Annotated in this window: 22 protein-coding genes; 13 read left to right on the top strand and 9 right to left on the bottom strand. The window is 45.9% G+C overall.

Annotation, left to right across the window (positions count from 1 at the left end; genetic code table 11):
- Nucleotides 1-250 precede the first annotated feature (250 nt).
- A complete protein-coding gene (locus F941_RS04190) occupies nt 251-757 on the top strand; it encodes a YqiA/YcfP family alpha/beta fold hydrolase (RefSeq protein WP_005008212.1) in 507 nt (168 codons plus the stop codon).
- 42 nt (nt 758-799) lie between these two features.
- Here the strand turns inward: F941_RS04190 and F941_RS04185 are convergent, their stop codons facing one another.
- The gene (locus F941_RS04185; RefSeq protein WP_005008210.1) at nt 800-1,342 is read right to left on the bottom strand and encodes an adenine phosphoribosyltransferase; all 543 of its coding nucleotides are present in this window, start codon (nt 1,340-1,342) and stop codon (nt 800-802) included.
- 494 nt (nt 1,343-1,836) lie between these two features.
- Between F941_RS04185 and rubA the strand changes: the two genes are divergently transcribed.
- The 5 genes from rubA to F941_RS04160 all read left to right on the top strand — a co-directional run bounded on the left by rubA (nt 1,837) and on the right by F941_RS04160 (nt 6,502).
- A complete protein-coding gene (rubA, locus tag F941_RS04180; RefSeq protein WP_005008208.1) occupies nt 1,837-2,001 on the top strand; it encodes a rubredoxin RubA in 165 nt (54 codons plus the stop codon).
- A 78-nt stretch (nt 2,002-2,079) separates the two neighbouring features.
- Complete coding sequence (locus F941_RS04175) at nt 2,080-3,261, top strand: NAD(P)/FAD-dependent oxidoreductase (protein ID WP_005008207.1); 1,182 nt, start codon at nt 2,080-2,082, stop codon at nt 3,259-3,261.
- Between the two features lie 56 nt (nt 3,262-3,317).
- Nucleotides 3,318-4,256 (top strand): esterase EstB, encoded by a 939-nt coding sequence (gene estB / locus F941_RS04170; RefSeq protein WP_005008206.1) that lies wholly within the window; start codon nt 3,318-3,320, stop codon nt 4,254-4,256.
- Between the two features lie 13 nt (nt 4,257-4,269).
- On the top strand, nt 4,270-5,175 hold the full coding sequence (gene oxyR / locus F941_RS04165; protein ID WP_005008203.1) for a LysR family transcriptional regulator OxyR: 906 nt from the start codon (nt 4,270-4,272) through the stop codon (nt 5,173-5,175).
- Nucleotides 5,176-5,860: 685 nt separating this feature from the next.
- On the top strand, nt 5,861-6,502 hold the full coding sequence (locus tag F941_RS04160) for a transcriptional regulator (protein WP_005008202.1): 642 nt from the start codon (nt 5,861-5,863) through the stop codon (nt 6,500-6,502).
- 21 nt (nt 6,503-6,523) lie between these two features.
- Here the strand turns inward: F941_RS04160 and ppk1 are convergent, their stop codons facing one another.
- Entirely contained in the window at nt 6,524-8,605 is a 2,082-nt protein-coding gene (ppk1, locus tag F941_RS04155; protein WP_005008201.1) for a polyphosphate kinase 1, read from the bottom strand.
- 125 nt (nt 8,606-8,730) lie between these two features.
- Nucleotides 8,731-9,405: a monofunctional biosynthetic peptidoglycan transglycosylase gene (gene mtgA, locus F941_RS04150; RefSeq protein ID WP_005008198.1), complete on the bottom strand. Its 675-nt coding sequence runs from the start codon at nt 9,403-9,405 to the stop codon at nt 8,731-8,733.
- Between the two features lie 77 nt (nt 9,406-9,482).
- Here mtgA and F941_RS04145 point away from each other — a divergent pair, with 77 nt between their 5' ends.
- Nucleotides 9,483-10,298, top strand: coding sequence for a rhomboid family intramembrane serine protease (locus F941_RS04145; protein WP_005008194.1), 816 nt, complete (start codon nt 9,483-9,485; stop codon nt 10,296-10,298).
- 35 nt (nt 10,299-10,333) lie between these two features.
- Here F941_RS04145 and F941_RS04140 read toward each other — a convergent pair whose 3' ends face one another.
- Entirely contained in the window at nt 10,334-12,835 is a 2,502-nt protein-coding gene (locus F941_RS04140; protein ID WP_005008190.1) for an ABC transporter permease, read from the bottom strand.
- Between the two features lies 1 nt (nt 12,836).
- A complete protein-coding gene (locus F941_RS04135; RefSeq protein ID WP_005008188.1) occupies nt 12,837-13,562 on the bottom strand; it encodes an ABC transporter ATP-binding protein in 726 nt (241 codons plus the stop codon).
- Nucleotides 13,563-13,609: 47 nt separating this feature from the next.
- On the opposite strand from F941_RS04135, the gene F941_RS04130 reads away from it, so the two are divergent.
- Nucleotides 13,610-14,239 carry an arylesterase gene (locus F941_RS04130; RefSeq protein WP_018572396.1) on the top strand — a complete coding sequence of 210 codons (630 nt, stop codon included), beginning with the start codon at nt 13,610-13,612 and terminating at the stop codon, nt 14,237-14,239.
- Nucleotides 14,240-14,302: 63 nt separating this feature from the next.
- Here the strand turns inward: F941_RS04130 and F941_RS04125 are convergent, their stop codons facing one another.
- The gene (locus F941_RS04125) at nt 14,303-14,917 is read right to left on the bottom strand and encodes a carbonic anhydrase (RefSeq protein WP_005008184.1); all 615 of its coding nucleotides are present in this window, start codon (nt 14,915-14,917) and stop codon (nt 14,303-14,305) included.
- A gap of 415 nt (nt 14,918-15,332) precedes the next feature.
- Between F941_RS04125 and F941_RS04120 the strand changes: the two genes are divergently transcribed.
- Together F941_RS04120 and F941_RS04115 are read left to right on the top strand one after the other, a co-directional pair.
- A complete protein-coding gene (locus F941_RS04120) occupies nt 15,333-16,367 on the top strand; it encodes an alpha/beta fold hydrolase (RefSeq protein WP_005008182.1) in 1,035 nt (344 codons plus the stop codon).
- A gap of 39 nt (nt 16,368-16,406) precedes the next feature.
- Nucleotides 16,407-17,408 (top strand): hypothetical protein, encoded by a 1,002-nt coding sequence (locus F941_RS04115; RefSeq protein ID WP_005008180.1) that lies wholly within the window; start codon nt 16,407-16,409, stop codon nt 17,406-17,408.
- A gap of 48 nt (nt 17,409-17,456) precedes the next feature.
- On the opposite strand, the gene F941_RS04110 is transcribed toward F941_RS04115, so the two are convergent.
- Nucleotides 17,457-19,505, bottom strand: a complete 2,049-nt coding sequence (locus F941_RS04110; protein WP_005008179.1) for a TonB-dependent receptor domain-containing protein — start codon at nt 19,503-19,505, stop codon at nt 17,457-17,459.
- A 168-nt stretch (nt 19,506-19,673) separates the two neighbouring features.
- On the bottom strand, nt 19,674-20,312 hold the full coding sequence (nfuA, locus tag F941_RS04105) for a Fe-S biogenesis protein NfuA (RefSeq protein ID WP_005008176.1): 639 nt from the start codon (nt 20,310-20,312) through the stop codon (nt 19,674-19,676).
- Nucleotides 20,313-20,470: 158 nt separating this feature from the next.
- Here nfuA and F941_RS04100 point away from each other — a divergent pair, with 158 nt between their 5' ends.
- Nucleotides 20,471-21,088, top strand: a complete 618-nt coding sequence (locus tag F941_RS04100) for a rhomboid family intramembrane serine protease (RefSeq protein ID WP_005008175.1) — start codon at nt 20,471-20,473, stop codon at nt 21,086-21,088.
- Nucleotides 21,089-21,194: 106 nt separating this feature from the next.
- Here the strand turns inward: F941_RS04100 and F941_RS04095 are convergent, their stop codons facing one another.
- Nucleotides 21,195-21,488 carry a DUF7710 domain-containing protein gene (locus tag F941_RS04095; RefSeq protein ID WP_005008173.1) on the bottom strand — a complete coding sequence of 98 codons (294 nt, stop codon included), beginning with the start codon at nt 21,486-21,488 and terminating at the stop codon, nt 21,195-21,197.
- Between the two features lie 216 nt (nt 21,489-21,704).
- Here F941_RS04095 and F941_RS16610 point away from each other — a divergent pair, with 216 nt between their 5' ends.
- Together F941_RS16610 and F941_RS04085 are read left to right on the top strand one after the other, a co-directional pair.
- Nucleotides 21,705-21,872: a hypothetical protein gene (locus F941_RS16610; protein WP_005008171.1), complete on the top strand. Its 168-nt coding sequence runs from the start codon at nt 21,705-21,707 to the stop codon at nt 21,870-21,872.
- 185 nt (nt 21,873-22,057) lie between these two features.
- The gene (locus F941_RS04085) at nt 22,058-23,605 is read left to right on the top strand and encodes a hypothetical protein (protein WP_005008169.1); all 1,548 of its coding nucleotides are present in this window, start codon (nt 22,058-22,060) and stop codon (nt 23,603-23,605) included.
- The last annotated feature ends 163 nt before the right edge of the window (nt 23,606-23,768 follow it).

The raw sequence follows: 23,768 nt of genomic DNA, 5'->3' as shown, positions 1-23,768 counted from the left end.
ATCCATTTTGCGTGCTGTTCAAAATTCAAGAGCGCTTGATTGAATTTATAATATAAAAAATAAAACTTTATTCTTGAATTGCCGCCGCCGCCAAATGCGCCTTAAGCCAGCTCTAAGCCCTTAGTAGATTAGACCAAAATCTAAATTATTTATTTGCTCTCCCGCACTACAATATTAAGCAAGTTTTGTTGAAAAGTAACTTATTTTCAACCTTCATTATTCATAGATAAAGCCAGTGTGAACAAAAAAAATGAATGCATGTGTATCAAAAATACTCTTTCTGCATGGCTTAGATTCATCGCGTGAATCTACAAAATTCCATGCAATTGATGCAAAGCAGAAATTTTGCATTGATGTCGATTACCGCAACCTGAATTTTCAGACAGTTGCCGACTTTTATCATGAAATCATTGAGAAAATTAAGCCGGAAATTATTGTAGGCCATAGCTTAGGCGGCTATTGGGCGCTTAAAATGTCTGCAGCGCACCGCATTCCCTGCGTCATTGCCAACCCCAGCCTGACTCCCAACTTCAGAGAAGACTATCCCGCCATTTGCAATGATGATTTAGACAATGACATTCCGCAGCTGGCCTATTTAGAACTTGGGGATGAAATGCTGGATATGCATAATGTTCAGGAACAGCTGGAAGACTACATGCAAATTCAGGCAATTGAAGGCGGACACCACCGTTTGGAAAATCCTGAGAATATCAACATGCTGATTCAGCAAATTGAACAGTCATTCTTGAGCAAATAAAAAGCCCTGCTTCAGGCAGGGCTTTTTATTCAGGCAGCAGTTTTAGGCTGCGTTTGATTCCGGTTTAGATTTTTCATCTAAAACAGACCAGATCTTCATGCCTAAATCTTGATGCAAATCGGGTAAATCCAGGAAAATACTCGCGCCAAGCACTTGATGATGGCATTTCTCAACCAGCTGCTTCACTGCGCGCAAAGTCCCGCCTGTCGCAAGCACATCATCAACCACAATAACTTTTTGGCCTTTGATATCTGCAGACATTTCCAAACGGTCTAAGCCGTATTCCAAACTGTAGCCTACACCGACCACTGGCGGCGGCAGTTTACCCGCTTTGCGAACCAAAATCAGGCCTTTTCCAGTGCGCTGCGCCAGCAGGCTCGCCAGCACAAAACCGCGCGCTTCAACAGCAACAAAGCTCTCCACTTCCGCTAACTGCTCAGCAGGAATGCTTTCGATTAAAGCATCTGTCAACTGTCCAATGTTATTCATGAATAACGGCGTAAGGTCATAGAAACAGATGCCTGGTTTTGGAAAATCTTGGACAGTACGAATGTTCGACCACAATACAGTAGACAAAGTGCTCATAGGAGAAATATAAAATAAGAAAGGAATGTGTGAATTTTAACGCTAAATTCGAACAATGAACAGCCAATTTTAATTTACAAGCGATTGTAAATTACATAAGTCACTGATTTTATTATCATCATTTTTTAAATAAATATTAGCTATGCAATAGCCTGATCATAATTTAACAAATAGCCAATCAAAAGGCTTCACGACTTTAGTCTAGATAGTCTTCATTAAGACTGGCATCCGCCGCATGCTGACTCTGATTGCAGTATTCAGCCTTTAAATTGTCAGACAAAAATTATGTAAATCGTGATTTTTCTGACATTTTTTGTCCCTGCTGGACATTCTGCTTTTTATTTCGCTGATTAAACTCTTATTCACTTTACTTTATGATCAGAACTGCGTAAAAATTTACGCCAAGAGTTTGCTGTTAAAGTCATATTATTAGAGTCTTGCAGTATCTGGAATTTTAGCTGATCCCCGGTTTAGATCAGTTTTTGGAGAATCAAATGAAAAAGTATCAATGCATCGTTTGCGGATGGATTTACGACGAAGCAGAAGGCTGGCCGCAAGACGGTATTGTCGCCGGCACAAAATGGGACGATATTCCAGATGACTGGACTTGTCCGGATTGCGGCGTTTCAAAAGCCGACTTTGAAATGGTTGAAATTTAATTCATAAAAATAAAAGACCATGCCGTTATGGTCTTTTTTTACGTCTTTAAAAATAGATTAATGCGCTTGGAGTAGAGTATGCACCCTATTGTGATTATTGGTTCAGGTATGGCGGGCTATGCAGCTGCACGTGAATTCCGCAAGCTGAACGCCGAACAAGAACTTATCATGATTTGTGGCGATGACGCAGCGAACTACGCAAAACCCACTTTATCCAATGCCTATACAGGCAAAAAAGCGCCAGAGCAAATTGCATTAGGCGATGCGGCAAAAATGGCTGCGCAGTTAAATATGCAAATCATCAACCACACTTGGGTGAAATCGGTTGATGCCGCCGCGCATCAGCTGCATCTTGAGAACACTGAGGGTTCAGCAGCAGTTCGAGCCTATTCCAAATTAATTTTAGCGGTCGGCGCAAATCCAATCCGCCTGGCGATTGCAGGTGACGGCAGCGATGATATCCATGTCGTAAACAGCCTGAATGACTATAAAGCCTTCCGCAGCCAAATCGATCAAAGTACCGATAAGCGTGTGGTGATTTTAGGTGCAGGCCTAATTGGCTGTGAATTTGCCAATGATTTGCAAAATACAGGCCACAGCGTAACTGTCATTGACCTTGCGCCACAGCCGCTGGGCCGCTTATTGCCAGCGCATGTTGCAGACGCATTTAAAGAGAATTTAGAAGAGACGGGCATTCACTTTGTACTGGGAACTACCGTCGAAAAAATTTCCAAAGCCAGCCATGGTCACTATTTAGTCACTTTAGCCAATGGACAGAGCCTGAAAGCGGATACCGTTCTTTCTGCAATTGGCCTGCAGCCGAATATTGACTTGGCGAAAGCGGCTGGCATCCATACCAGCCGAGGCATCTTGACCAATGCCGGCCTAGAAACCAACCTGCCTGATATCTATGCCATGGGCGACTGCGCCGAAGTCAATGGCACCCTGCTGCCTTATGTCATGCCGATCATGCAGCAGGCGCGCGCGCTGGCGAAGACGCTCAACGGCGAGCAGACCGCGGTGCATTACCCGGCTATGCCCGTCGCGGTGAAAACACCTGCTGCGCCGCTGACGGTATTGCCTGCGCCTGTCGATGTCGACGTCACATGGGAAACAGAAGAAACAGAAGACGGCATGCTGGCAAAAGCGACTGACAGCGCAGGCACATTGCGCGGCTTCGTGCTGCTGGGCGCTGCCGCTGGCAAACAGCGCCTTGCGTTAACTAAGCAGGTTCCGGACTTGATTCCTGCATCCATTTAAGCGTTTAATATAAGGACGTTTTTCACATAAAACGTCCTTGAATGGGGAGAATAATAATGAACAGCGCATTACAATTTAACAATTCTCCGTACACAGCATTTATGCATGAAACCAAAGTCGATTTAGGCAATGGCATTGAGCTGCACGTAGAAGCTGGGGGAAACCCAGAACATCCGCCAATCATGCTGGTCATGGGCTTAGGCGCTCAAATGCTGTATTGGCCCGATTTCTTTTGCAAATCCCTGATCGATCAAGGCTACCGGGTTATCCGCTTTGATAACCGCGATATTGGACTGTCTTCAAAAATCAGAAATAAAGGCCCGCGCCTGAATACCCTCAAACTGATGGGCCGATTTATGCTGGGGCTGGAAAATCAAGGCGCGCCATATAATTTGCATGATATGGCGGAAGATGTTTCGCTGCTGATTGACCGCATGGGTTTAGACAAAGTGAATATCATTGGCGCCTCAATGGGCGGAATGATTGCGCAAATACTCTCGGCAAAATATCCTGAAAAAATCAATAAGCTGGGCTTAATGTTCACCAGCAACAATCAGCCGCTCTTGCCGCCGCCGTTTCCAAAGCAATTATTCAGCCTGATTGGCAAGCCTGAATCACATGACGAAGAAGGAATCGTCAATCATAGCCTGAAGGTTTTCAATATTATTGGATCGCCTGGCTATATCAATCAGCTGGAAGCCATCCAAACCGCCCGCAAGCTATATCAGCGAAGTTATTATCCAGCGGGTGTACTTCAGCAGTTTTTAGCAATATTATGTACAGGTTCACTGCTGAATCTGGACAAACAAATACAGAAAGAAACCTTGGTTGTTCACGGGTCATGCGATCGCCTGCTCCCGCCCAGCCATGGCAAAGCTGTTGCGAAAGCAATTTCCGGCGCTAAATTTGAATTAATTGATGGAATGGGGCATGATATCCCTCCGCATTTTATTCCATATATTAGCGGTTTATTTGCTGATCACTTTAATTCATAAACATTAGGTCACTATGGCTGCATTACCATCTCTAAGACAGCTGTCATATCTCGTAACGCTGTCAGAAACGCTGCATTTTACTGAAGCTGCGCGCCGTTCATTTGTCACCCAGTCCACATTGTCTGGCGGCATTATGGAGCTTGAGCGTTTGTTAGGCGGCGTACTTGTTGAACGCGACCGCCAAAATGTCCGTTTAACACCGCTTGGTGAGCAGGTTGTTGCCCGAGCACGTGTTCTCTTGGCCGATGCGCAGGACTTAATGCGCCTGAGCCGTGAAATGAGTGAGCCGCTCACAGGCGATTTGCACCTCGGCATTATTCCCACCATTGCGCCATTTATTCTTTCACAGCTGCTGGATGAAGTGCACAAGCAGCTGCCGAAAATTCAGCTGCATCTGCATGAAGCGCAGAGTGAAAAAATTGTTGAAAAATTGGAGCACGGCAACTTAGATATGGTTGTTTTGGCATTGCCATTTGATACACGCAGCCTGAAAGTTGCTGAAATTGCAAAAGAAAGCTTATATTTAGTTTATAACCGGGCGGACCAGAACGCTGCCAATGCCGTTTCTCTAGATGATTTAGATTTATCACGCTTGATGCTGCTGGAAGAAGGCCACTGCCTGCGTGACCACGCATTAAGCGCCTGCCCGGTTGGCGAGCGTAAAAATGACCACCGCTTAAAAGCCAGCTCACTGCCGACCTTAGTTGAAATGGTTTCTGCAGACCTAGGCTTTACCCTGCTGCCGGAAATTGCTCTGCATGCCAATATGCTTAAAGCCGATGCAAACATAGCTGTTAAACCCATCGAAGCAGGCCCTAGCCGGACGTTGGCATTGATTACCCGCAAGAGCACGCCGCTGCAAAGCGAGTTCGACGTGTTACTGCAAATCATGCAAAAAATCATGCACAATCTGCATTAATGCAACTGTAATTCTTATATTAAAAGGAGCCTGCATGGCTCCTTTTTTTCAATTAAAAAAAAGAAAAAGGGCAAGCCAATTCGGTTGCCCTTTTAAGGAAATAATACAAATGATTTCAAACTCGAAGATCAAATCATTTGTATCCTTGATAAATCTTCTTCCTAGCCAGATAAGTCAGAAGATGCGGCTATACTAGAGCGCCATCAGCTTTTGTCCTATCCCTATTTTTGGGTATTTTTTAACAATTCTTTGATTAAAAGCAAATATAATTCCTGTTAAATCATCGATTTTAATTTATTTTGTGATATACATCACACTTAAGAATAACTATGTAAAAATGAATGCGCCGCTCCTCCCCCTCATTTCCTATACAGCCCGCCTTGCATCAGCGCATATAAAAAGAGAATGGTGAGCAATAGTTTTTATACTCTGCATGCATATTGCCCTTGGCATGGTGATCCAATACATTCCTCTTCAGCAAAGTTTACACATTGCATCATCAATGCCGAAAATAAATAAAAACATTCAATTATTAAAATAAATATTATTCAACAAATACTTAAATATAATAAATTAATTTAAATCCCTATTTCTAGGGATAGATATTTAAATCAATTTAATGCAAAGTTTCAAAAACTAAGCATAACCATATTCATAATTTTCTGATGTTAGAGTGACCCAATTCATGCATAACGAATTAATTCTGCCCGTGCCCGTACTGATTATTCATCAGGGCAGAATCACGCCGGCCTTGCAGCCGCACAGCATCGTTTTGCACATCATTTTGAAAGACTTAGGTTACCCTGAAGAACTGGTGTTATCTGCAAACTCCGAAGAACAAGCAAATCAAGTCACCGCTGAACATCTACCCAATTTAATTTTTTTAAATATTCAAGATCACAGCAATTTGCGCGCCATTCAAAACATCAAACAGCTTTATCCGTTCAGCTATCTCATTACAATTCATGAAAGCATATTCAAGTCAGCTGAAATTCTTGAAGCCATTCAACTTGGCGCGGATGCCTATTTGCTGAGTAATGCGCCGGCAGAACAGCAATTTCAGCATCTTAAGTGCATCTTAAGCGGCGGCGCCATTTTGCATCCGCAGCTGGCTCAACTGCTGCAAAAGCAGTTCAGCTCAGCCAGCAATCTGCCAGCGCATCATGTATTCAGCCCTGCAGAAACGGCAATTTTAGGACACATCAGCCACTCAGAATCGCCAGAAGAAACAGCGTCCTCTTTAAAAGCCTCTGAATATCAAATATACAGCTTTATTAAGAATATATTCCGGAAAATCGCCCTGCAGCATAAACAAAAAAAGGGCTAAGCCCCTTTTTTGTTTATGCAATTACTTGATTAAATCCAGTAAAATACGTTGCGCATTATGCGGCTCTTCATCATCAGCCGCCTGCACCCGCACCCATATTCCATCCGCCTGAAGCTGCCATGCCTGCTGATTATCTTTTAAGTAATTTACTAAACCTTGCTGATAAATTCGCTTCTTCAGCGCTGCATCTTCAATAGGAAAACAGGCTTCTACACGGTTAAACAAATTTCGGTCCATCCAGTCAGCGCTAGAGCAATAAATACGGGCATCGCCATTATTGCTGAAATAATAGACACGGGTATGTTCCAGAAAACGGCCGACAATCGAACGGACACGGATATTTTCTGACAGGCCAGGCAAACCTGGGCGCAGGCAGCAAATGGAACGGATAATCAAGTCGATTTGAACGCCTGCCTGCGACGCTTCATAAAGCTTGTTGATCAGCTGAACTTCCGTCAGGGCATTCACCTTCACAATAATTTGTGCAGGCTTTCCTGCTTTGGCATTGGCAATTTCATCGTCAATAAAGTTGATCAGCTGCGCATGCAGAGTAAATGGCGCATGCAGCAGCTTTTTCAGTTTCGCCATTTTGCCCATGCCGGTCAGCTCTTGGAAAATGCGGTGCACATCTTCACACAGCTCTTTATCTGTAGTCAGCAAGCCATAGTCTGTATAAATGCGGGCATTGCCGGCATGGTAATTGCCTGTGCCTAAATGCACATAGCGCACCAGCTTATTATTTTCACGGCGCACCACTAAAATCATTTTGGCATGCGTCTTGTAGCCCACAATGCCATAGACCACCACGGCGCCAGCTTCCTGCAATACATTGGCAACCTCAATATTCGATTCTTCATCAAAACGGGCGCGCAATTCAATTACAGCGGTTACTTCTTTGCCGTTGCGCGCAGCTTCCGCCAGCACCTGTACGATTTCAGAGTCTGGGCCGCTGCGGTACAAGGTTTGCTTAATCGCTAAAACTTGCGGATCCCGCGCAGCTTCACGCAGCAAATTAATCACGGGCGCGAAAGATTCAAAGGGATGATGCAGCAGGATATCCTGCTTCTGCATTGCGCTGAAAATATTCTCAGCTTTTTTCAGCACTTTGGGAATGACCGGCGTATGCGAGTCATAACGCAAATGCGGGCGCTTAAAGTTGGACAATAAGCGCGCCAAGTTCACAGGGCCATCGACTTTATAAAGCTGCTCTTGTTCAAGATCAAACTCATCCAGCAGATAATCATAAATATGCTTAGGGCAGTTATGCGTAACTTCCAAGCGTACTGCACGGCCAAAACGGCGTGAATTCAATTCGCCTTTTAATGCTTTCGCCAAGTCCTCGACATCTTCATTCAAGGCTAAATCGGCATTGCGTGTCACACGGAACTGATAACAGCCTGTTGCCGTCATGCCTGGGAACAAATCGGACACATGCTCATGAATAATCGCCGACAGCATCACGTGATGCTCTTTGCCGCCTGTCAGCTCATCCGGCAAGCGCACAACACGCGGCAAAGAGCGCGGCGCAGGCACAACAGCCAAGTCAATTTGCCGGCCAAAAGCATCTTTGCCTTCTAAGGTGATGATAAAATTCAGGCTCTTATTCACCAAGCGCGGAAAAGGATGCGCAGGATCGAGGCTGATCGGTGTCAGTACGGGCGCAACCTGTTCCTGAAAATACTTTTTCACCCATGCCGATTGAGCTGGCGTGAGTTCGCCGCGGCGCAGGAAACAAATATCTTCTTCACGCAATTTAGGCAGAATTTCTTCATTCAAAATCCGGTACTGGCGCTCAATCGCCGCATGCGCCGTTGCTGAAATTTGATCTAAAACCTGCTTTGGCGTCAAACCATCCGGCGTATGGCTTTCATTGCCTAAATCCAGCTGCTCCATCATGCCTGCAACACGGATTTCAAAAAATTCATCTAAATTCCGCGAAAAAATCAGCAGGAAATTCATGCGCTCAAGCAGCGGATGCAAAGGGTCAACCGCCTGTTCCAAAACACGCAGATGGAAATCTAAAATCGAAAGCTCACGATTGATGTAGCGATCATTATAAGTATATTCAGTAGATGCCAAAGATGTGTCAGCTGCCGTATTCATGTCTAACCTATGATTTTTGAAAGTGCGGTGCATAACGCTAAGTATGCTTCAAATTTATGACAATTTCATAAAAAAAGCCTAGAAATCCAGGCTTTTTATTAAAACTTTTTACTTCGGCCGCTGCATTATGGAATATGGCTGTAGCGCATGTATTTTTGAATCATGCGCTTACGGTATTTAAGCTTAGGATCGTTGCGGTGGTCTTGATAATATTTTGGATTCGGCAAAATGGCGGCCAAGAATGCAGCCTGCTCACGGCTTAAACTGCGCGAGCTTTTGCCAAAATAGTGCTGTGACGCAGCTTCCACGCCATAAATATTTTCGCCAAACTCCACCGAATTTAAATACACTTCCAAAATACGCTCTTTAGACCACATGCGCTCCATCATCCATGTCGCGACAGCTTCCTGGCCTTTACGTACAAATGACCGCTTATTATAGAGAAAAAGATTTTTTGCCAACTGCTGTGAAATGGTTGAGCCGCCAGCAACCACCCGCCCTTTGTCCTTATTGCGTTCAAGCGCAAACTGCATGCCGGCCCAGTCAAAACCATTGTGCTGCAGAAACTTGCCGTCTTCTGCCGCGACAACTGCATGTTTCACATAATCGCTGATTTGATCGTAGTCACGCCATTGGTGCTTAATCGGTTCTGACGGGTCTGACCAATAGTCCAGGCGCATCATCATTGTGGTTTCAACGGAATGGGTACGCCACCACGCTAAACTGGCAAAAATCCATAACTGAACCAAAAGCACTAAACTAACGAGAATGAGTAAAGTGCGGGCAAGAAAGGCTTTCATGTCAGTCTGATGCTCCAGAAAATTGCTTTTTTCATGTTAAGCTTGTTATTAAACGAATAATCATCCAAAAGAATAGCATGCCAGAACTTTCTCCTCCTCAAGTAAACCGTAAACTGGAAATTCACCTGTGGTGGTTCACTGCACTGATGATCGCTGTCAATGTCGGCCTATTTGCGTGGCAAGTGCTGCATGGCATGGATATCAGCAGCCCAAGCACTGCTGATGCTATCCGCTGGGGTGCTGATTATGCGCCTTTAAGTTTTTTAGCGGAACCCATCCGCCTCATCAGCAGCATGTTTTTTCACTTTGGCCTGATTCACCTGATGCTGAATATGTGGGCGCTGTATATTTTCGGCAGCATTGCTGAACAGATGCTGGGGCGCGTGTATTTTATCGGGCTGTACTTTTTAGCCGGCATCAGCGGCTCTCTGCTGAGCGGCTACGTCTCTATTCAAGACAGCTATGAACTGATCCGCCTAGGCGTAGCCAACCGCGAATTACTGCCAAGTGTCGGCGCCGGCGCTTCTGGCGCAGTGATGGGGATTGGCGCCGCACTCACGGTACTGTCCCTGTTTCCGGTCTTGCCGCAGCAGCATTTCCTGCTGGATAAAAAGACCTTAGTCAGCGTCATGGCCATCAACTTAGCCATGGGCTTTATGATCAGCGGCATCAACAATGCCGCCCATATCGGCGGCATGCTGATGGGGGCATTTCTGGCAGGCGCATGGTATTTGGGTCAGAAAATTCAGCGCAGCGCTGCGGTAAATTGCTGCAGCCTCTTGATCGGCGCAGCGCTGTGCTGGATCACGTATCAGTATTGCCTGTCTCTGGTGGTCTATATTAAACCGCTTTGGCAAGAGCTGGTGCTGATGATGAACAGCGCTATCCGCTAGGCCAAGCGCCGGTACTGCAAAACAGCTGAGATGAATTACTGATTCATCTCGCGCAGGCTCTGCAAAGGCGGAATCTCCGTCAGGTAACTCAGGCGGTAGCGCCCAATCAGCGCGCAAAGCAGCGTCATCAGCACAGGTAAAATCAGCCAGATTTCCCAATGCGGCTGTATTGCCAGTTCCATATGGTAACTGGCAATAGCGCTGATTACTTCTGCAAACAGGCAGGAAACAACTCCTGCAATCAAACCCATAAAGCCAATTTCCAGACTCAGCATGCGTTTCAGCCTGTGCTTGGAACTGCCGAATGAACGCAGCAGCGCCACTTCGCGCTTGCGTTCATCCATCAGTAAATTCAGGCAGGCAACCAGTACTAAAATACCGGACAGCGCAACCAAAATGGCTAATATCGTAATAATCTGCACCAGCAGGCTGACCACACGCTTCACCTCATCCAAAATTAAGGTCACATCAATAAATACGGTGCTGGAAAACTGCTGAATCAGCTGAATCAGCTGCGGTTTTTCGGCTTCAGGCACATAGAAGCTGCCCAGATAACTGCCAGCATTTTCATCCATGCTCTTCGGAGAAAAAATAAAGAAGAAATTGGGACTGAAGCTTTCCCATTCCACACTGCGCAAATTCACGACTTTGGCCTGCAGCAGGCCCTCAGGCAAACTGAAGGTCAGGCGGTCACCAATTTTAATGCCCAGTTCTTCCGCGGTTTTGGCTTCAACTGAAACTTCATTGGCATGGCCGAATTTGGCGGCGCCGCTGACCGTTTTATTGTCGGCAGGAAATTCAGAAGCTTGCGTTAAATTCAATTCACGGCGCAGGGAGTTATTGTTTTTCACCAGCTCATCGGCAAAAGGCTGATCATTTTTGGCAACCAAACGTCCACGGATGTTCGGATACAGCGGCGTGCCTTTCCAGCCATGCGCTTGCAGCTGCTGCTGAAAGGCCGGCATGTCCATGGGCGGCAAGCCGTAGACAAACTGGTTGGGCGTGCCTGCGGGCAATTGCTGCTGCCAGCGCTCCAGCAAGTCCGTGCGCAATACAGCCAATACCGTAATTAAGCTCAAACCCAGCGCCAGAGCTGTAATTTGAAATGCTGTTTGATACGGTGTGCGTACATAGGCAGAAATGCCGATCTTTAAGTTTCGGATGAATTTCAGCACAGCCCAAATGAAAGCATACAGGACTGTGCATAAAACCATAATGGCGCCAATCACCCATGCCGTTAGTATCAGATTCTCAGTCAGCACAGCGCTGAACAGCACCAAACTGGCAGTGCCTGCCAGCAGCATCCACAGCATCGACTGCACCGACTTTTCCTGCTGGCGGATTACCCGTATCGGCGGTGTGTGCAGCAATTGCCACAGGCTAGGCATGACAAAGCCCAGCAGCACCGCAGCGCTGGTCAGCATCGCAATCGGCAAAGGCCCCAGCAGCAGATCCAGCGCGGAGAATGCAATATTCAATTGCGGAATCAACTGCAGCATCAGCTGCAGCAAGCCGTAGCCCAGGGCAATGCCGGCAGCGCTGCCCAAAATGACCGCCAGCCCAAACACCACTGCCAGCAATGACAAATAGGCCCAAAGAATCTGCTGTTTGGATGCGCCCATGCAGCGCATAAGCGCAATGCAGTCTTGATTCTGCTGTACATAGCGCTGACTGGTTAAAGCAATGGCAATCCCGCACAGCAAAATGGTTAAGATATTCGCCAGCTGCAAAAAAGTATCCAAATTGGCAATCGGCTTCATCAAACGAGTATTGCCTTCACTGGCATTTCTCAGGTGCAGGCTGCTGTGTTCATCTGCAGATTGATTTTCAGCATTTGCAGCGTTCTGCTGATCGCCTTCCCCTTCTTTTTTGACGGGGCGGATCTGCTTGAACCGCTGTTCAAATTGCTGCGTCTGCTTTGCATCGCCTGCCAGAAGCAGGCGGTATTCAATCCGGCTGCCCGTCTGCACGGCATTGGTTTTTGCCACATCTTGCCGTGAAATAATTACAGTCGGTGAAAACCCGCTGAAGCCCAGCTCCTGATTGGAATCATGAGCAATTTTGGCGGCCACCTTAAATGTGCCGTCTGCAATCTGCACCGCATCGCCTATTTTGAGATGAAGCAAATCCATTGCCCGCTGGCTCAGCCAGATTTCCCCCGGCTGAATGGCTTTCGCCGCAGGCCTGACACGCAGCTCGCCCCTTAAAGGAAAACCGGGATCAATGGCTTTTACATTGACCATGACAAACTGATCTGCTGTATGCGCCATGGTGCCAAACATGGTGACTTCGGACTGCCGCAGCTGCTGCCGGGATGCTAAGTCTTTCCAAGACTGGTCGATCGGCTCATTGTCTGAAAGCACTAAATCTCCAGCTAGCATTTCTGCCGCCTGCAGCGCCACTGCCTGCTGCACCTGCTCATTGCTGAACTTCAAGGCTGTCGTGGCGCTGATTGCTAAAGTCAGCGCGATCAGCAGCAGATAGCCTCCTGTGCTTCTAAAACTTTGCGTCAATAAAGGACGAAATAAAGCATTCATTTCATCCTCCCTGCCTGTGCTCAATCAGCTGTCCATCCGCCAATTCATAATGCCGCTGACACTGGGCTGCCAGTTGCGGATCGTGCGTCACTAAAATTAAAGTCGTCCCCAATTCACGGTTCAGCTGGAACAGGAGCCGTTCAATTTCTGTAGCGGTCGCACCATCAAGATTGCCTGTGGGTTCATCGGCAAAAATAATTGCCGGTTCGCTGACCAGCGCGCGGGCAATAGCGACCCGCTGCTGTTCGCCGCCAGACAATACTTTCGGGGTTTGCATGGCTTGGCGCGCCAGCCCTACTTTAGTGAGCAATGCATGCGCCTTTTTCTCAGCGGCCGCATAGTGAAAGTGTGGATGCAGACGCAGCGGCAGCATGACATTTTCCAGCGCCGTCAAATGCGGCAGCAATTGAAAAGACTGAAAAACGAAGCCAATATGCTTCAAGCGCACGACGGCGCGCTGTTCTTCATTTAACTGCTCGATGGATTCTCCGCAGACCTTAAGATGTCCTGCACTGGCCTGATCCAGCGTGGCCAAAATGCCCAGCAGCGTTGACTTGCCTGAACCCGAACGGCCGGTAATCGCCACCTGTTCCCCGGCAAAAATTTCTAAATTGATCTGCTCAAAAATGCACAGTTCTTGAGAACCCAGCTGTATCTTTTGTGTCAATTGCTGTGCAGAAATTATCGCTTGTGGCAAGATGGATGGGTCAGTCGGAATTTGGCTCATATCTTTCCTATCTTCAGGGTTATATGCAGGATCTTATGCAGAGTCTTATGCAAAATCGCTATCTTAAAAATCAGGTGCTGCCGTATTTGGCTATCCTCGGCTTCAGCCTATTTCCCATGCTGGCCTGTGCCAAAACCATTCTAATTGTCGGCGACAGCTTAAGCGCCGGGTATGGCATGCAGCCGCAGCAAGGCTGGGTGTACCTGCTGCAAAAACGCTTAGACCAACAGTATCCGAAAGCGCATAAAGTGGTCAATGCAAGTGTGAGCGGAGAAACCACCAGCGGCGCTTTGGCGCGCCTGCCCAAACTGCTGCAAATGCATGCGCCGCACGTGGTGGTGATTGAGCTGGGCGGCAATGACGGCCTGCGCGGGCAGCCGCCGCAGATGATTCAGAAAAACTTGGCGCAGCTGATTCAAAAAAGCCAGCAGGCCAAAGCTGAAGTGATTTTATTGGGCATGAAAATTCCGCCTAATTACGGAACAGCCTACAGCAAAGCTTTTGAAAACAGCTACAAAACCGTCAGCCAGCAATACAAAGTGAAGCTGCTGCCCTTCTTTTTAGCAGGTGTCGCAGGCAAAAAGGACTTGATTCAAAATGATCAGATTCACCCCAATGCCAAAGCGCAGCCAATGCTGCTGAAGCATGCCTATCCCTATATCGTCGGCGCGCTCTAAAAACACACAAAAAAAGCGCTGTTGATCAGCGCCTTTGATGCATTGCATAATTTTGACTTTGACTTAGAAATCGTAGAAAGTTACTTCGCCGGTTTCCAATGAATACTCAGCGCCAACCACTTTCAGTTTGCCTTGGGCAATTAAGTTTTCCAGCACGGCAGAACCGTGACGCAGCTGATTGACGGATGCAAATACATTCGAACGCACCGCATGCATCGATAATTTACCTAAATCATCTTTCAATTCAGTTTGCAGCAGAATTTCAACCGATGGGCGCACACGGTTCACAATAGACATCAGGTTTGCTGATGGCGGTGCTTTAGGGTTCATCAATGCTTCAATCGTTGAGTGAATTGCGCCGCAATGCGTATGGCCTAAAACAATCACCACAGGACAGCTGAAACTTTCCGCTGCAAATTCCACACTGCCGACTTGCGAGGGCGCAACAATATTGCCAGCCACGCGAATCACAAATAAATCGCCCAAACCTTGGTCAAATACCATTTCGGCAGGAACACGCGAGTCTGAACAGCCCAATACAATGGCAAACGGTTCTTGGCTTTCCGCCATTTCTGCGCGCTGCTGATGCGTCAAAAGCTTAAGATGCTGCGTTTGACCATTTACAAAACGTTCATTCCCTTTTTTTAAACGATCTAAAGCTTCTTCTGCTGTTAGCATGGTCTTCCACCCTGATTTTAAGTTGGATTATTTTAATCCCCTGTCTGGTGAATGTCACTTGCAAAAACAGCTGAGAATCGGCTTTTCTTCATGCATGTTTTCACAGGATCAATTTTGCAGCCGCGCTATGCTTTTTCTGCATTCAGCTGCCCGTCGCAGAATATTTTTGGAATAAATAGGAAGAAAATGCCAATCCGAAATATTTTGATCTAATTTTTTTCGGTCATTTTCAAGACACAGTTCACATTTTATTCAAGCTCAATTAACTCCGTCAAAAAGCTGCGCGTGACAATCACAACATTTAAACTACAATCATCTTCATAAATAATTCAATTAAGCGAATGTGCTCATTCAGTTAATTTTTAAATAAATGAAAGAACAAATTCCTGCTGTTTTTTAGGGGTAACATCAGTCAATGAAGGGACTACATTCGACTTTCGGCCGGGTATTGAAATGTGCAAGCCTTTGCGGCCTGTTCATATTTTCTCAGCCCAGCTTTGCCGCCGGCAATCACCCAGCGGCAGCCGCTCAGCCCGCAATTTTGCAAAACTATTTAGTGCAGGAACGCAAAGCCGCCGGCCTCAGCTCTAAAACAGTGCAAATCGGCAATATTACATGGAGCTACAATGAAGGCGGCTCCCGCGCCAATCCGTCCATTTTGCTGATTCATGGGCTGGCTGGAAACCGAGACAACTGGAGTCGCGTCGCGCACTATCTGACGCCCTATTATCATGTGATCATTCCCGATTTGCCCACCAATGGCGACACGAAAGTTCCTGAAAATTTTGACATCTCCATTCCAAACGTCACTGAGCAGCTGCGCCAGTTTGTTGAAAAAATTGATATAGAAGATCGGCTGAATGTTGCCGGCCATTCACTGGGCGGTTCGATTGCGACGGTTTATGCTGCGCAGTATCCATTTGATACGCAAAGCTTATTTCTGCTGAACAGCGCCGGCATTTATAAGCATGCGCTGACGCCTTATACGCAGAATCCATCCTCCTTAAAGCAGCTGATTGTATCCAAGCCGGGCGATTTTGACGGCGTGATGCATCAGCTGATGCAAAACCCGCCTGCTGTGCCTTTTAAGCTCAAGCAAGCGCAAGAACAGCAACTGATTGCCCAAGCGGAGCAGACTCAGAAAATGATTGATCAGGTGGTCACTTTAAACCGGATTTATACCCCTGACAGCTTTGCCCGCTTAACCAAGTCAGTTGAAGCGCCAACGCTGATTCTATGGGGCAGGCAGGATAAAATTATTAATGTTGAAGCGGCAAATGAATTAAAAACATTATTGAAACGCGCTGAAGCACCTGTCATCCTTAACAATGTGGGCCATGTACCCATTATTGAAGCGGAGCAGGCCGTTGCAGACCATTACTTGCCATTCCTTGCAAAAAGCCAGAAGTTTAAAAATCCACTGATGGATAAACTTATTCCTTTAAACTAATTCACCCGGTTTTAAATAGACTGGGGATTCAGGGACAGCATGCAGAAGCATCCAATGATTGAGCGCTTGATCGAAGCTCATCTTAATTTTTTAGACCAGACCTTTGCTGAATCTGGCACTGTCCAATCTGAGTTTTTAAATTTTTATCACTGGTTCAGAAAGCAGCCCTTGCAGCAGCTGTGGTCTTTTGAACAAATCCACAGCCTGATTGAAAAGCAAATTTTAGACACGCCTGCCAGCGGTTTTCTGATAGAACAAATTGCAGAACACATTAAATTCGCGCTGATTCACCCGATCAATGAAACCACGCAGATTGCGGATGTTATTCCGGTACTGACCATTGATAAAATTGCGCAATATGTGGCCAGCAAAAGCGGCCACCGCCAGCGCCTGATTAAGACCGTGGTCAACAGCCCAGCTTTTTCCGCCATGATCAGCCAGCTGATTCAGCACTCCATTCAGGACTATTTGGACAATTCGGTTATCGCAAAAAACGTCCCGGGCGTGTCGCGTTTTATGAAAATGGGCAAGTCTGTTTTAGAAAATGTCACCGATACCAATTTAGATGATGCTGTCGGCAAATACCTGCAGAAGAATATTCTTAAACTCAGCCAAATGAGTGAAACTGTCCTCAATCAGCACTTTGACGATCATAAGCTGTACCATTTTCAGGCCAATTTGTGGCATAAAATTAAAGCCATGCCGGTGTCTGTGCTGAAAAACTATATTGAAGTGCCAGATTTACCGCAAACGGTTGGCATGGGTGCAGAGATTTTGGACTTTATCCGTCAAAGCGGATATCTAAAGCAGCAAGTGCATGACGGCGTCTATGCATGGTATATCCGAAATGCAGAGCGTCCTTTTGATTTATTGCTGCGGGATTTAAACATTGATGAGGCGCTGATGGAGACAGAGCTGCAAGGCTTACTCAACCCTGTCATTCAGCAGATGATCCGTTCAGAATATTTGCGTGAGCGCGCCCGCGTCTATTTAGCTCAGTTTTATTATTCTGAAGAAGCGCAAGCGATTTTAAAGCCTTAAATTCAATGTTAAAAAAGCCGCTTAACGCGGCTTTTTTTTATGTGCGGATTAGAATTTGATGTTCATGCCTACAGTATATCTTCGGCCATCAAGCACAATATCGTATTCGCTATTGGTGATTTCTTTATTGGCAATATTATAAACACCCGCCGTCAGACTGAGTTTTTCACTGGCTTTAAAAACAGCGCCTGCATCAAAAGTGCCATAGGCCGGCGTGCCGCTGCCCATCGAAGTACGGCTTAAATAATCGCTGGTTTTACCGCGATAATTATAGTCCATCCACGTATTCCATGTATCTGAAACATCATAATCCAGCCCCATGTTCAGCATATGCTTTGGCATTTTATTTAAAGCTTGCCCCTTAAACTCACCGCTTTTCTGCTCAGATTTTGTATAGGTATAGCTGGTGCTCGCGCGTAAGTTATAAAGCAAGTCATAGTCTAATGCGAATTCAACACCTTTCATTTCGGCATCAGAAACGTTCATCATTTGGCTGACAAATCGGTATGGGTTGCCATTTGCTGAACATTTCCAGTCCTGAACAGGAGAACTATTGGTTGTCCCAGGGGTTTCACACAAGCGGTTTTCTACAATTTTGTCTTTAAAATCTGATTTAAAGACCATCAGACTGCTGGTTAAGCCCAGTTCAGGATCTGAAAAATTAAAGCCTAACTCATAGCTGGTGCTTTTTTCTGGAGACAAATCAGGATTGCCGATAATCACCCCGCTGCCTTTGCCTGTGCGGCTGCCAAAACCTTCAGAAATTTGGCTAATGGCCGGCTGCTTATAGCCTGTACTCACACCGCCTTTTAAAGTTAAAACGTCGGTTAAGTGATACACACCGTAAATTCGCGGAGTAACTTCTCCGCCAAAGTACTCATCTTTATTGAATCGGGCGCCCAGCGTTAAAGCAAAATCATCCGTGATGTTCCATTCATTTTCTGCATATAAAGCAAATAGCCAGCGGTCCAGTGTGGTCAGGCCCGTTACGCTGGCCAAACCATTCGTCGTATCGGTAATTTTTTCTGTTTGATATTGACCGCCCAACGTTAAAGTATGATCGCCCAAGAAGAATGTCCCTTGCGTATTGAATACTTTCAACTCTTCCTGCTTTTGATCACTGACCGCGCCGCTATACACTTTCTTGGTTGTTTCATCCTGATAGTATGAATCAACCGTAAAATGATCGTAATTTGCTTTATGCGTTAAGGTATACAGCTCTTTTTCATTTTCATTGGTTGACGCTTGGCTTGCAATACCCACGCTTTTGCCTAAGGTTGTTGTGTACTGCTGGTTTGTAAAGTCATAACGCAAACCAATATCATGGTGCTCATTCACATTCCACACCAATTCCGTGCCTAACTTTCTGATTTTCTTTTCAGATTCGCTTGAACCCGATTTTTGCCCCTCCCCGCCAACATAGTCACTTTCGTCATTGCCCTGAAAATTACCGTCTAAGCTTAAAGATAATTTGTCTTTAATCAGCGGGCCTGCAGCATAAAAACCAACACCATAACTGTCATTGGCATAGTCATTATTCGATTTTGTATATTCAGGAGAAATGCTGCCATGCCAATTGCTGGATGAGGCTTTCTTCGTAATGATGTTAATCACACCGCCCATGGCATCCGAACCATACAGGGATGACATTGGGCCACGGACCACTTCTATGCGCTCAATCATGTCAATTGGCGGTAAATAGGCACCAATTTTACCGCCGTCTGTGCCATTGCCATTCACTGTTCTGCCCGCACTGACAGGACGCCCATTGACCAGATACTTGGTATAACTTGCCCCCATGCCGCGAATCGTGATTTCTTTATTATTCCCGCCGCCTTGCACTGATACGCCCGGCATGTTTTTCACTGCATCAATTACATCGGTATATGATTTTTTTTGTAATTCTTCACCAGTAATAACCGAAATTGAAGCAGGCGCATCTGCAATATTCTGTTCAAAGCCGCCCGCAGTTGTCACTACAATGGTTTCTAATTTTGTCACATCGTCCTGCACCATTTGCTCTTCTGCATGAACGGCTGCACTCATTGCTGACATCACGGCAAAAGCCAAAGCGGATTGTAAAAACGGCTTATTCATATACGTATACCCACAAAAAATAATGGAGAAATAAAGTAAATTTGCGGGCAATATTAACAAAATAGAAACATAATGCAATTAATATTGATAATTATTATCATTTCTAATATTAATTTTGTGTAAAAAAATAGCCTCAAACTTGAGGCTATTTTTATTTATTCAAATGGCTTATTTAAAATAAGCGCCTTCCGTATTGCTGTGATCCGTTTGATCCACAACACGCGCAAGTTCAGGTACATGCTGCTTCAGCGTAGTCTCTACACCTTGCTTTAAAGTCAGGTCAATGGATGAACAGCCTTGGCAGCCGCCGCCGAATTTAAGCACAGCGGTTAATCCGTGCTCGGCATCTTCAACCACTTCAACCAATGCGCAGTTGCCGCCATGCCCTGCAAGGCCCGGGTTAATTTCAGACTGAAGCACATAAGTAATGCGCTCTTCTACTGATGCATCAGGGCCGACACGCGGCACTTTAGAGTTTGGCGCACGGAAAGTTAATTGCCCGCCAAAACGGTCTTTGTTGTAATCAATCACGGCATCCAGTAAATAAGGAATGGATGGCGCATCGACAAAGGCAGGGAAATCAGGATAATCCTGTTTATAATCTGTCGGCACAACTTCTTCAGGCGCACTGTAAGCCATGCAACATTCAGCACGAGGCGTACCCGGATTTTCCACAAATACACGCACACCAATACCCGGCGTGTTTTGTTTATCCAAAAGATCCTTCAAATACTCTTGAGCAGTTGGCGTGATCAATAGGTTTGGAATTTCTTCAGCAACTGCTGTGCTGTTGTTCTCAGTCGACATGACAATATTTCCTCAAGCTGAAGCGGCTATTTTAGCTTAAGATGCGGTTTATTACGAAAAAATCAACCAAAATTGTCGGAATTATATTGAAAGCTAACGCTTATCGGGCATTTAGTGGCATTATGATCAGCAAATATTGATCAATAGACCGCCAATTTATGCTGGATTTACATTTAAACCATACCGTCACTATAATTATTATTACGGTCATTGTTTCTTTTATGGCATTCCAAAATCAGAACCTCATGAACCGGCTGATTTTTTGGCCGCCAGCCATGCAACGCGGGCAATACGACCGCTTTATCACGCACGGCTTTGTGCATGCGGACGGCGCGCATCTGCTGTTCAATATGATTACGCTGTTCTTTTTCGGCAGCATTATCGAATCCTTTTACCGCCAGTATTTTTTTGATTTAGGCTTTGTGCTGTTTTATCTGGGCGGGCTGATCGCCGCGATTATTCCAAGCTATCTGCAGCATAAAAATGATGCGCGCTGGGCAAGCTTGGGCGCGTCTGGCGCAGTTTCTGCAGTATTATTTGCCTATATTCTCTTTGAACCGTGGAAACTGATTTTCGTATTTTTCATCCCTGTACCCGCAATTATTTTTGCAGTGCTGTATGTGGCTTACAGCGTTTGGTCCGGCAAGCGCGGCAATTCCAATATCAACCACAGCGCGCATTTATGGGGCGCGGCTTATGGCGTGATTATGACCATTATTATTGAGCCTCGCCTGCTGACGCATTTCCTGAATAAATTAATGCAGATCCCTTTTTAGACAGCATTCAAATACTCAATATCAGCCATAAAAAAGGAATTCCGCGGTATGCGGAATTCTTTTTTATTTTGAAAATCACGGTTCTGATCAGTTTCAATACATCTGATTATCCATCAATATTTTCAACAAGCTGGCCATTCGCAAAATGCCAGTTCCGCTGATAGGCGGACACAAACTTAGCGATGAAAATGGGCGCACGGTCTATGGCGGAGCGTTCTTTAAAATGGCCTTGAGCTTTTGCCCAGTCATAGCAGCTTTCATTCAATGGATACTCAATTAAAATACCGCTCAAATAATTTCTTTTTATCCAAAATTCAGCCTGACGGTAACTGGAAAACACAGCCGATGCCAAACCTGATTTTTGCCCATTAAAGACATAGACTTGATTAGATTTATTCATAAAGCCACCCTGCTCTTCTTGTTTTTCTGCTTAAATCATAAATGTGACTCAAGTCACATTTCAATTACTTTCTATTAAATATGTCAGATAATTGTAAGCAGGTGTAGTTTTAAACAAATTGCTGGCCATTCAGACATTCCGCTGCAAATTTCATCTGGATCTTCACCGAAATCTGCTTATCATAAAAAGTGACCAGAATAAAAAAGGAAATTTCATATGAAAAAAAAAGCTTTAATGTTCAGCATGATTCTGTGCAGCCTATTATCAGCCTGCGCAGTTCATACGCGGGAAGGCAGTATTATTGTCGATCCAGACCGCGGCTCTCACCCGCATGGCCATAGCGATTTCTGTCCGCCCGGCCAAGCTAAAAAAGGACACTGCTGAATACAGCTCAACTGCAAAAAAAGCCTTCAAGCTGAAGGCTTTTAAAGTATTGCATACCACTAAAGTTCTGCATCTTTCACGATAAATCATCAAATTTTGGAACCTTATGCCACCTAGGAATTTAATTTGGCATAGATAATGTATACATCTGTATAGTAATGATTAGATCAGGTGAGATATTTTGCATGTCCAATTCTTTAGACGGTCTTCAATTTCCAAATCCATCTCAAAAGCAAAAACCCAGCACCTCTAAAGCAGGGCGGGAAATTATTGCCGAAGCCTTAGCCAGTGTAGATCACAGCGCTTCGCAAAAAGCTGCCGCTGAAAAAAACTGGCGCAAGCAGTATCCGCAATATTTTAAAGCGCTGGTGGAACACGGCATTCAAAACAGCCAAAAGCCGCTTGAAATTGCTGAAGCCGGTTTAAATAAAGCGCATCACACTTTTGAATTTTTCCGCAATGGCCAGAAGCATTTGCTGAAAGATGTTATGCAGCTGGAAGCCCAGCCTTTATATACCGTTAAACTCAAAGGTGAAAGTGAAGCAGCGCCCGATTGGTATGTGCCCTACCATGGTCAAAAACTGCAAGGCGAAGCGCTGCTGGCGCAGATCCAGAAATGGCAGGATAACGGCATTATTGAACCGAGCCATGCGGATGCTTTACGTGAAGCGGCGTCACATCCTGAATGGTTTGATTTATCTGACCGCACCATGGTCTTATTTGGCGCTGCGTCTGAAGCAGGCCCTTTAACCTGGCTGTCAAAGTGGAAAGCCAATATTGTTGCGCTGGATTTGCCCAATAGCCGTGTCTGGAGCAAAATTTTAGATACCGTACAGCAAGGCAATGCCACTCTGTATGCGCCTTCGGCCGAGGCCATTCCGCAAAATACCGAGACAGCCATTTTAAAAGAAAAACTCGGCGCAAATTTATTGACGCAGATCCCTGAAATTGCACAGTGGCTGGTGCAAAACGAGCATCAGCTGGATTTGGCCGCCATTGCCTATTTAGACGGTGAAAAGCATGTGCGCGTATCCATGGCGATGGATGCCATCATGCAGTATGTCAGCGCGCAGAAAGCCGACACCAGCCTGATGTATATGTGCACCCCGACTGATGTATATGCCGTGCCTGAAGAAGTGATCCATGCGTCTGCTGATAAATTCACGCAGCGTTCCAAAGCGCAGCAGCTGATCAGCACGGGCATTTCCGCCCTCTCGCGCCAGCACTTTTTCAAGCAGAACCTGCACAGTGTGATTCAGTCTGAAAATGGGCAAAAATATGGCATTGCTGACTGTCTTGTGGTTGAGCAGGGGCCAAACTATGCCTTGGCAAAACGCATTCAGCAATGGCGCGCGACATTGGCGCGTCAAAATGGCCAGCGCGTCAGCATCAATATTGCGCCATCGACCACCACTTATTCAGTCACTAAAAATCCGCTGCTGAAAGCGGCTTTTAATGGCGCCAGCCTGTTTGATGTGGAAGCCTTCAAGCCCGAAACCACCAATGCCATTATGGCGGCTTTGTGGATTCATGACCTGCGCAATCCACAGTCCGCAGCCAACCCGGAAGTGGAATTGCAGCATCCGCTGGAGCTGATGATGAAAGGCGCCAATCATGGCGGCTTGTGGCGTGTGGCATACTTAGCGCGCACTGCCCTGCCTTTTGCCGCAGTATACGGCTTTGCTGCGGATAAATTGCCTTTAAATAAAGTCTTGGCAAAACTGAAAAAGTAAGGCTCAGCTGCCCTCTTCCATGTACGGTTTAAATCATCTGCAGGGATCAGGGCGCAGCCTTTGAATAGGCCAAAATTGAAGATCAAACTGCAGTAAAATGCCCATCCAATGCGGCTGAGATTAAGCGCCGCCTCTCACTATTTCCCATAAAAAAACGCTGCCG

Source organism: Acinetobacter bouvetii DSM 14964 = CIP 107468 (assembly GCF_000368865.1).
In the GTDB taxonomy this organism is placed as follows: Bacteria; Pseudomonadota; Gammaproteobacteria; order Pseudomonadales; family Moraxellaceae; genus Acinetobacter; species Acinetobacter bouvetii.
The sequence above is the reverse complement of the archived record's forward strand: the minus strand, read 5'-3'. Positions and strand labels throughout refer to the sequence as shown.

Coding starts and splice junctions, on each gene's coding strand:
- F941_RS04190 (WP_005008212.1), top strand. CDS start 251: ATGAATGCATGTGTATCAAAAATACTCTTTCTGCATGGCTTAGATTCA.
- F941_RS04185 (WP_005008210.1), bottom strand. CDS start 1,342: ATGAGCACTTTGTCTACTGTATTGTGGTCGAACATTCGTACTGTCCAA.
- rubA (WP_005008208.1), top strand. CDS start 1,837: ATGAAAAAGTATCAATGCATCGTTTGCGGATGGATTTACGACGAAGCA.
- F941_RS04175 (WP_005008207.1), top strand. CDS start 2,080: ATGCACCCTATTGTGATTATTGGTTCAGGTATGGCGGGCTATGCAGCT.
- estB (WP_005008206.1), top strand. CDS start 3,318: ATGAACAGCGCATTACAATTTAACAATTCTCCGTACACAGCATTTATG.
- oxyR (WP_005008203.1), top strand. CDS start 4,270: ATGGCTGCATTACCATCTCTAAGACAGCTGTCATATCTCGTAACGCTG.
- F941_RS04160 (WP_005008202.1), top strand. CDS start 5,861: ATGCATAACGAATTAATTCTGCCCGTGCCCGTACTGATTATTCATCAG.
- ppk1 (WP_005008201.1), bottom strand. CDS start 8,605: ATGAATACGGCAGCTGACACATCTTTGGCATCTACTGAATATACTTAT.
- mtgA (WP_005008198.1), bottom strand. CDS start 9,405: ATGAAAGCCTTTCTTGCCCGCACTTTACTCATTCTCGTTAGTTTAGTG.
- F941_RS04145 (WP_005008194.1), top strand. CDS start 9,483: ATGCCAGAACTTTCTCCTCCTCAAGTAAACCGTAAACTGGAAATTCAC.
- F941_RS04140 (WP_005008190.1), bottom strand. CDS start 12,835: ATGAATGCTTTATTTCGTCCTTTATTGACGCAAAGTTTTAGAAGCACA.
- F941_RS04135 (WP_005008188.1), bottom strand. CDS start 13,562: ATGAGCCAAATTCCGACTGACCCATCCATCTTGCCACAAGCGATAATT.
- F941_RS04130 (WP_018572396.1), top strand. CDS start 13,610: ATGCAAAATCGCTATCTTAAAAATCAGGTGCTGCCGTATTTGGCTATC.
- F941_RS04125 (WP_005008184.1), bottom strand. CDS start 14,917: ATGCTAACAGCAGAAGAAGCTTTAGATCGTTTAAAAAAAGGGAATGAA.
- F941_RS04120 (WP_005008182.1), top strand. CDS start 15,333: ATGAAGGGACTACATTCGACTTTCGGCCGGGTATTGAAATGTGCAAGC.
- F941_RS04115 (WP_005008180.1), top strand. CDS start 16,407: ATGCAGAAGCATCCAATGATTGAGCGCTTGATCGAAGCTCATCTTAAT.
- F941_RS04110 (WP_005008179.1), bottom strand. CDS start 19,505: ATGAATAAGCCGTTTTTACAATCCGCTTTGGCTTTTGCCGTGATGTCA.
- nfuA (WP_005008176.1), bottom strand. CDS start 20,312: ATGTCGACTGAGAACAACAGCACAGCAGTTGCTGAAGAAATTCCAAAC.
- F941_RS04100 (WP_005008175.1), top strand. CDS start 20,471: ATGCTGGATTTACATTTAAACCATACCGTCACTATAATTATTATTACG.
- F941_RS04095 (WP_005008173.1), bottom strand. CDS start 21,488: ATGAATAAATCTAATCAAGTCTATGTCTTTAATGGGCAAAAATCAGGT.
- F941_RS16610 (WP_005008171.1), top strand. CDS start 21,705: ATGAAAAAAAAAGCTTTAATGTTCAGCATGATTCTGTGCAGCCTATTA.
- F941_RS04085 (WP_005008169.1), top strand. CDS start 22,058: ATGTCCAATTCTTTAGACGGTCTTCAATTTCCAAATCCATCTCAAAAG.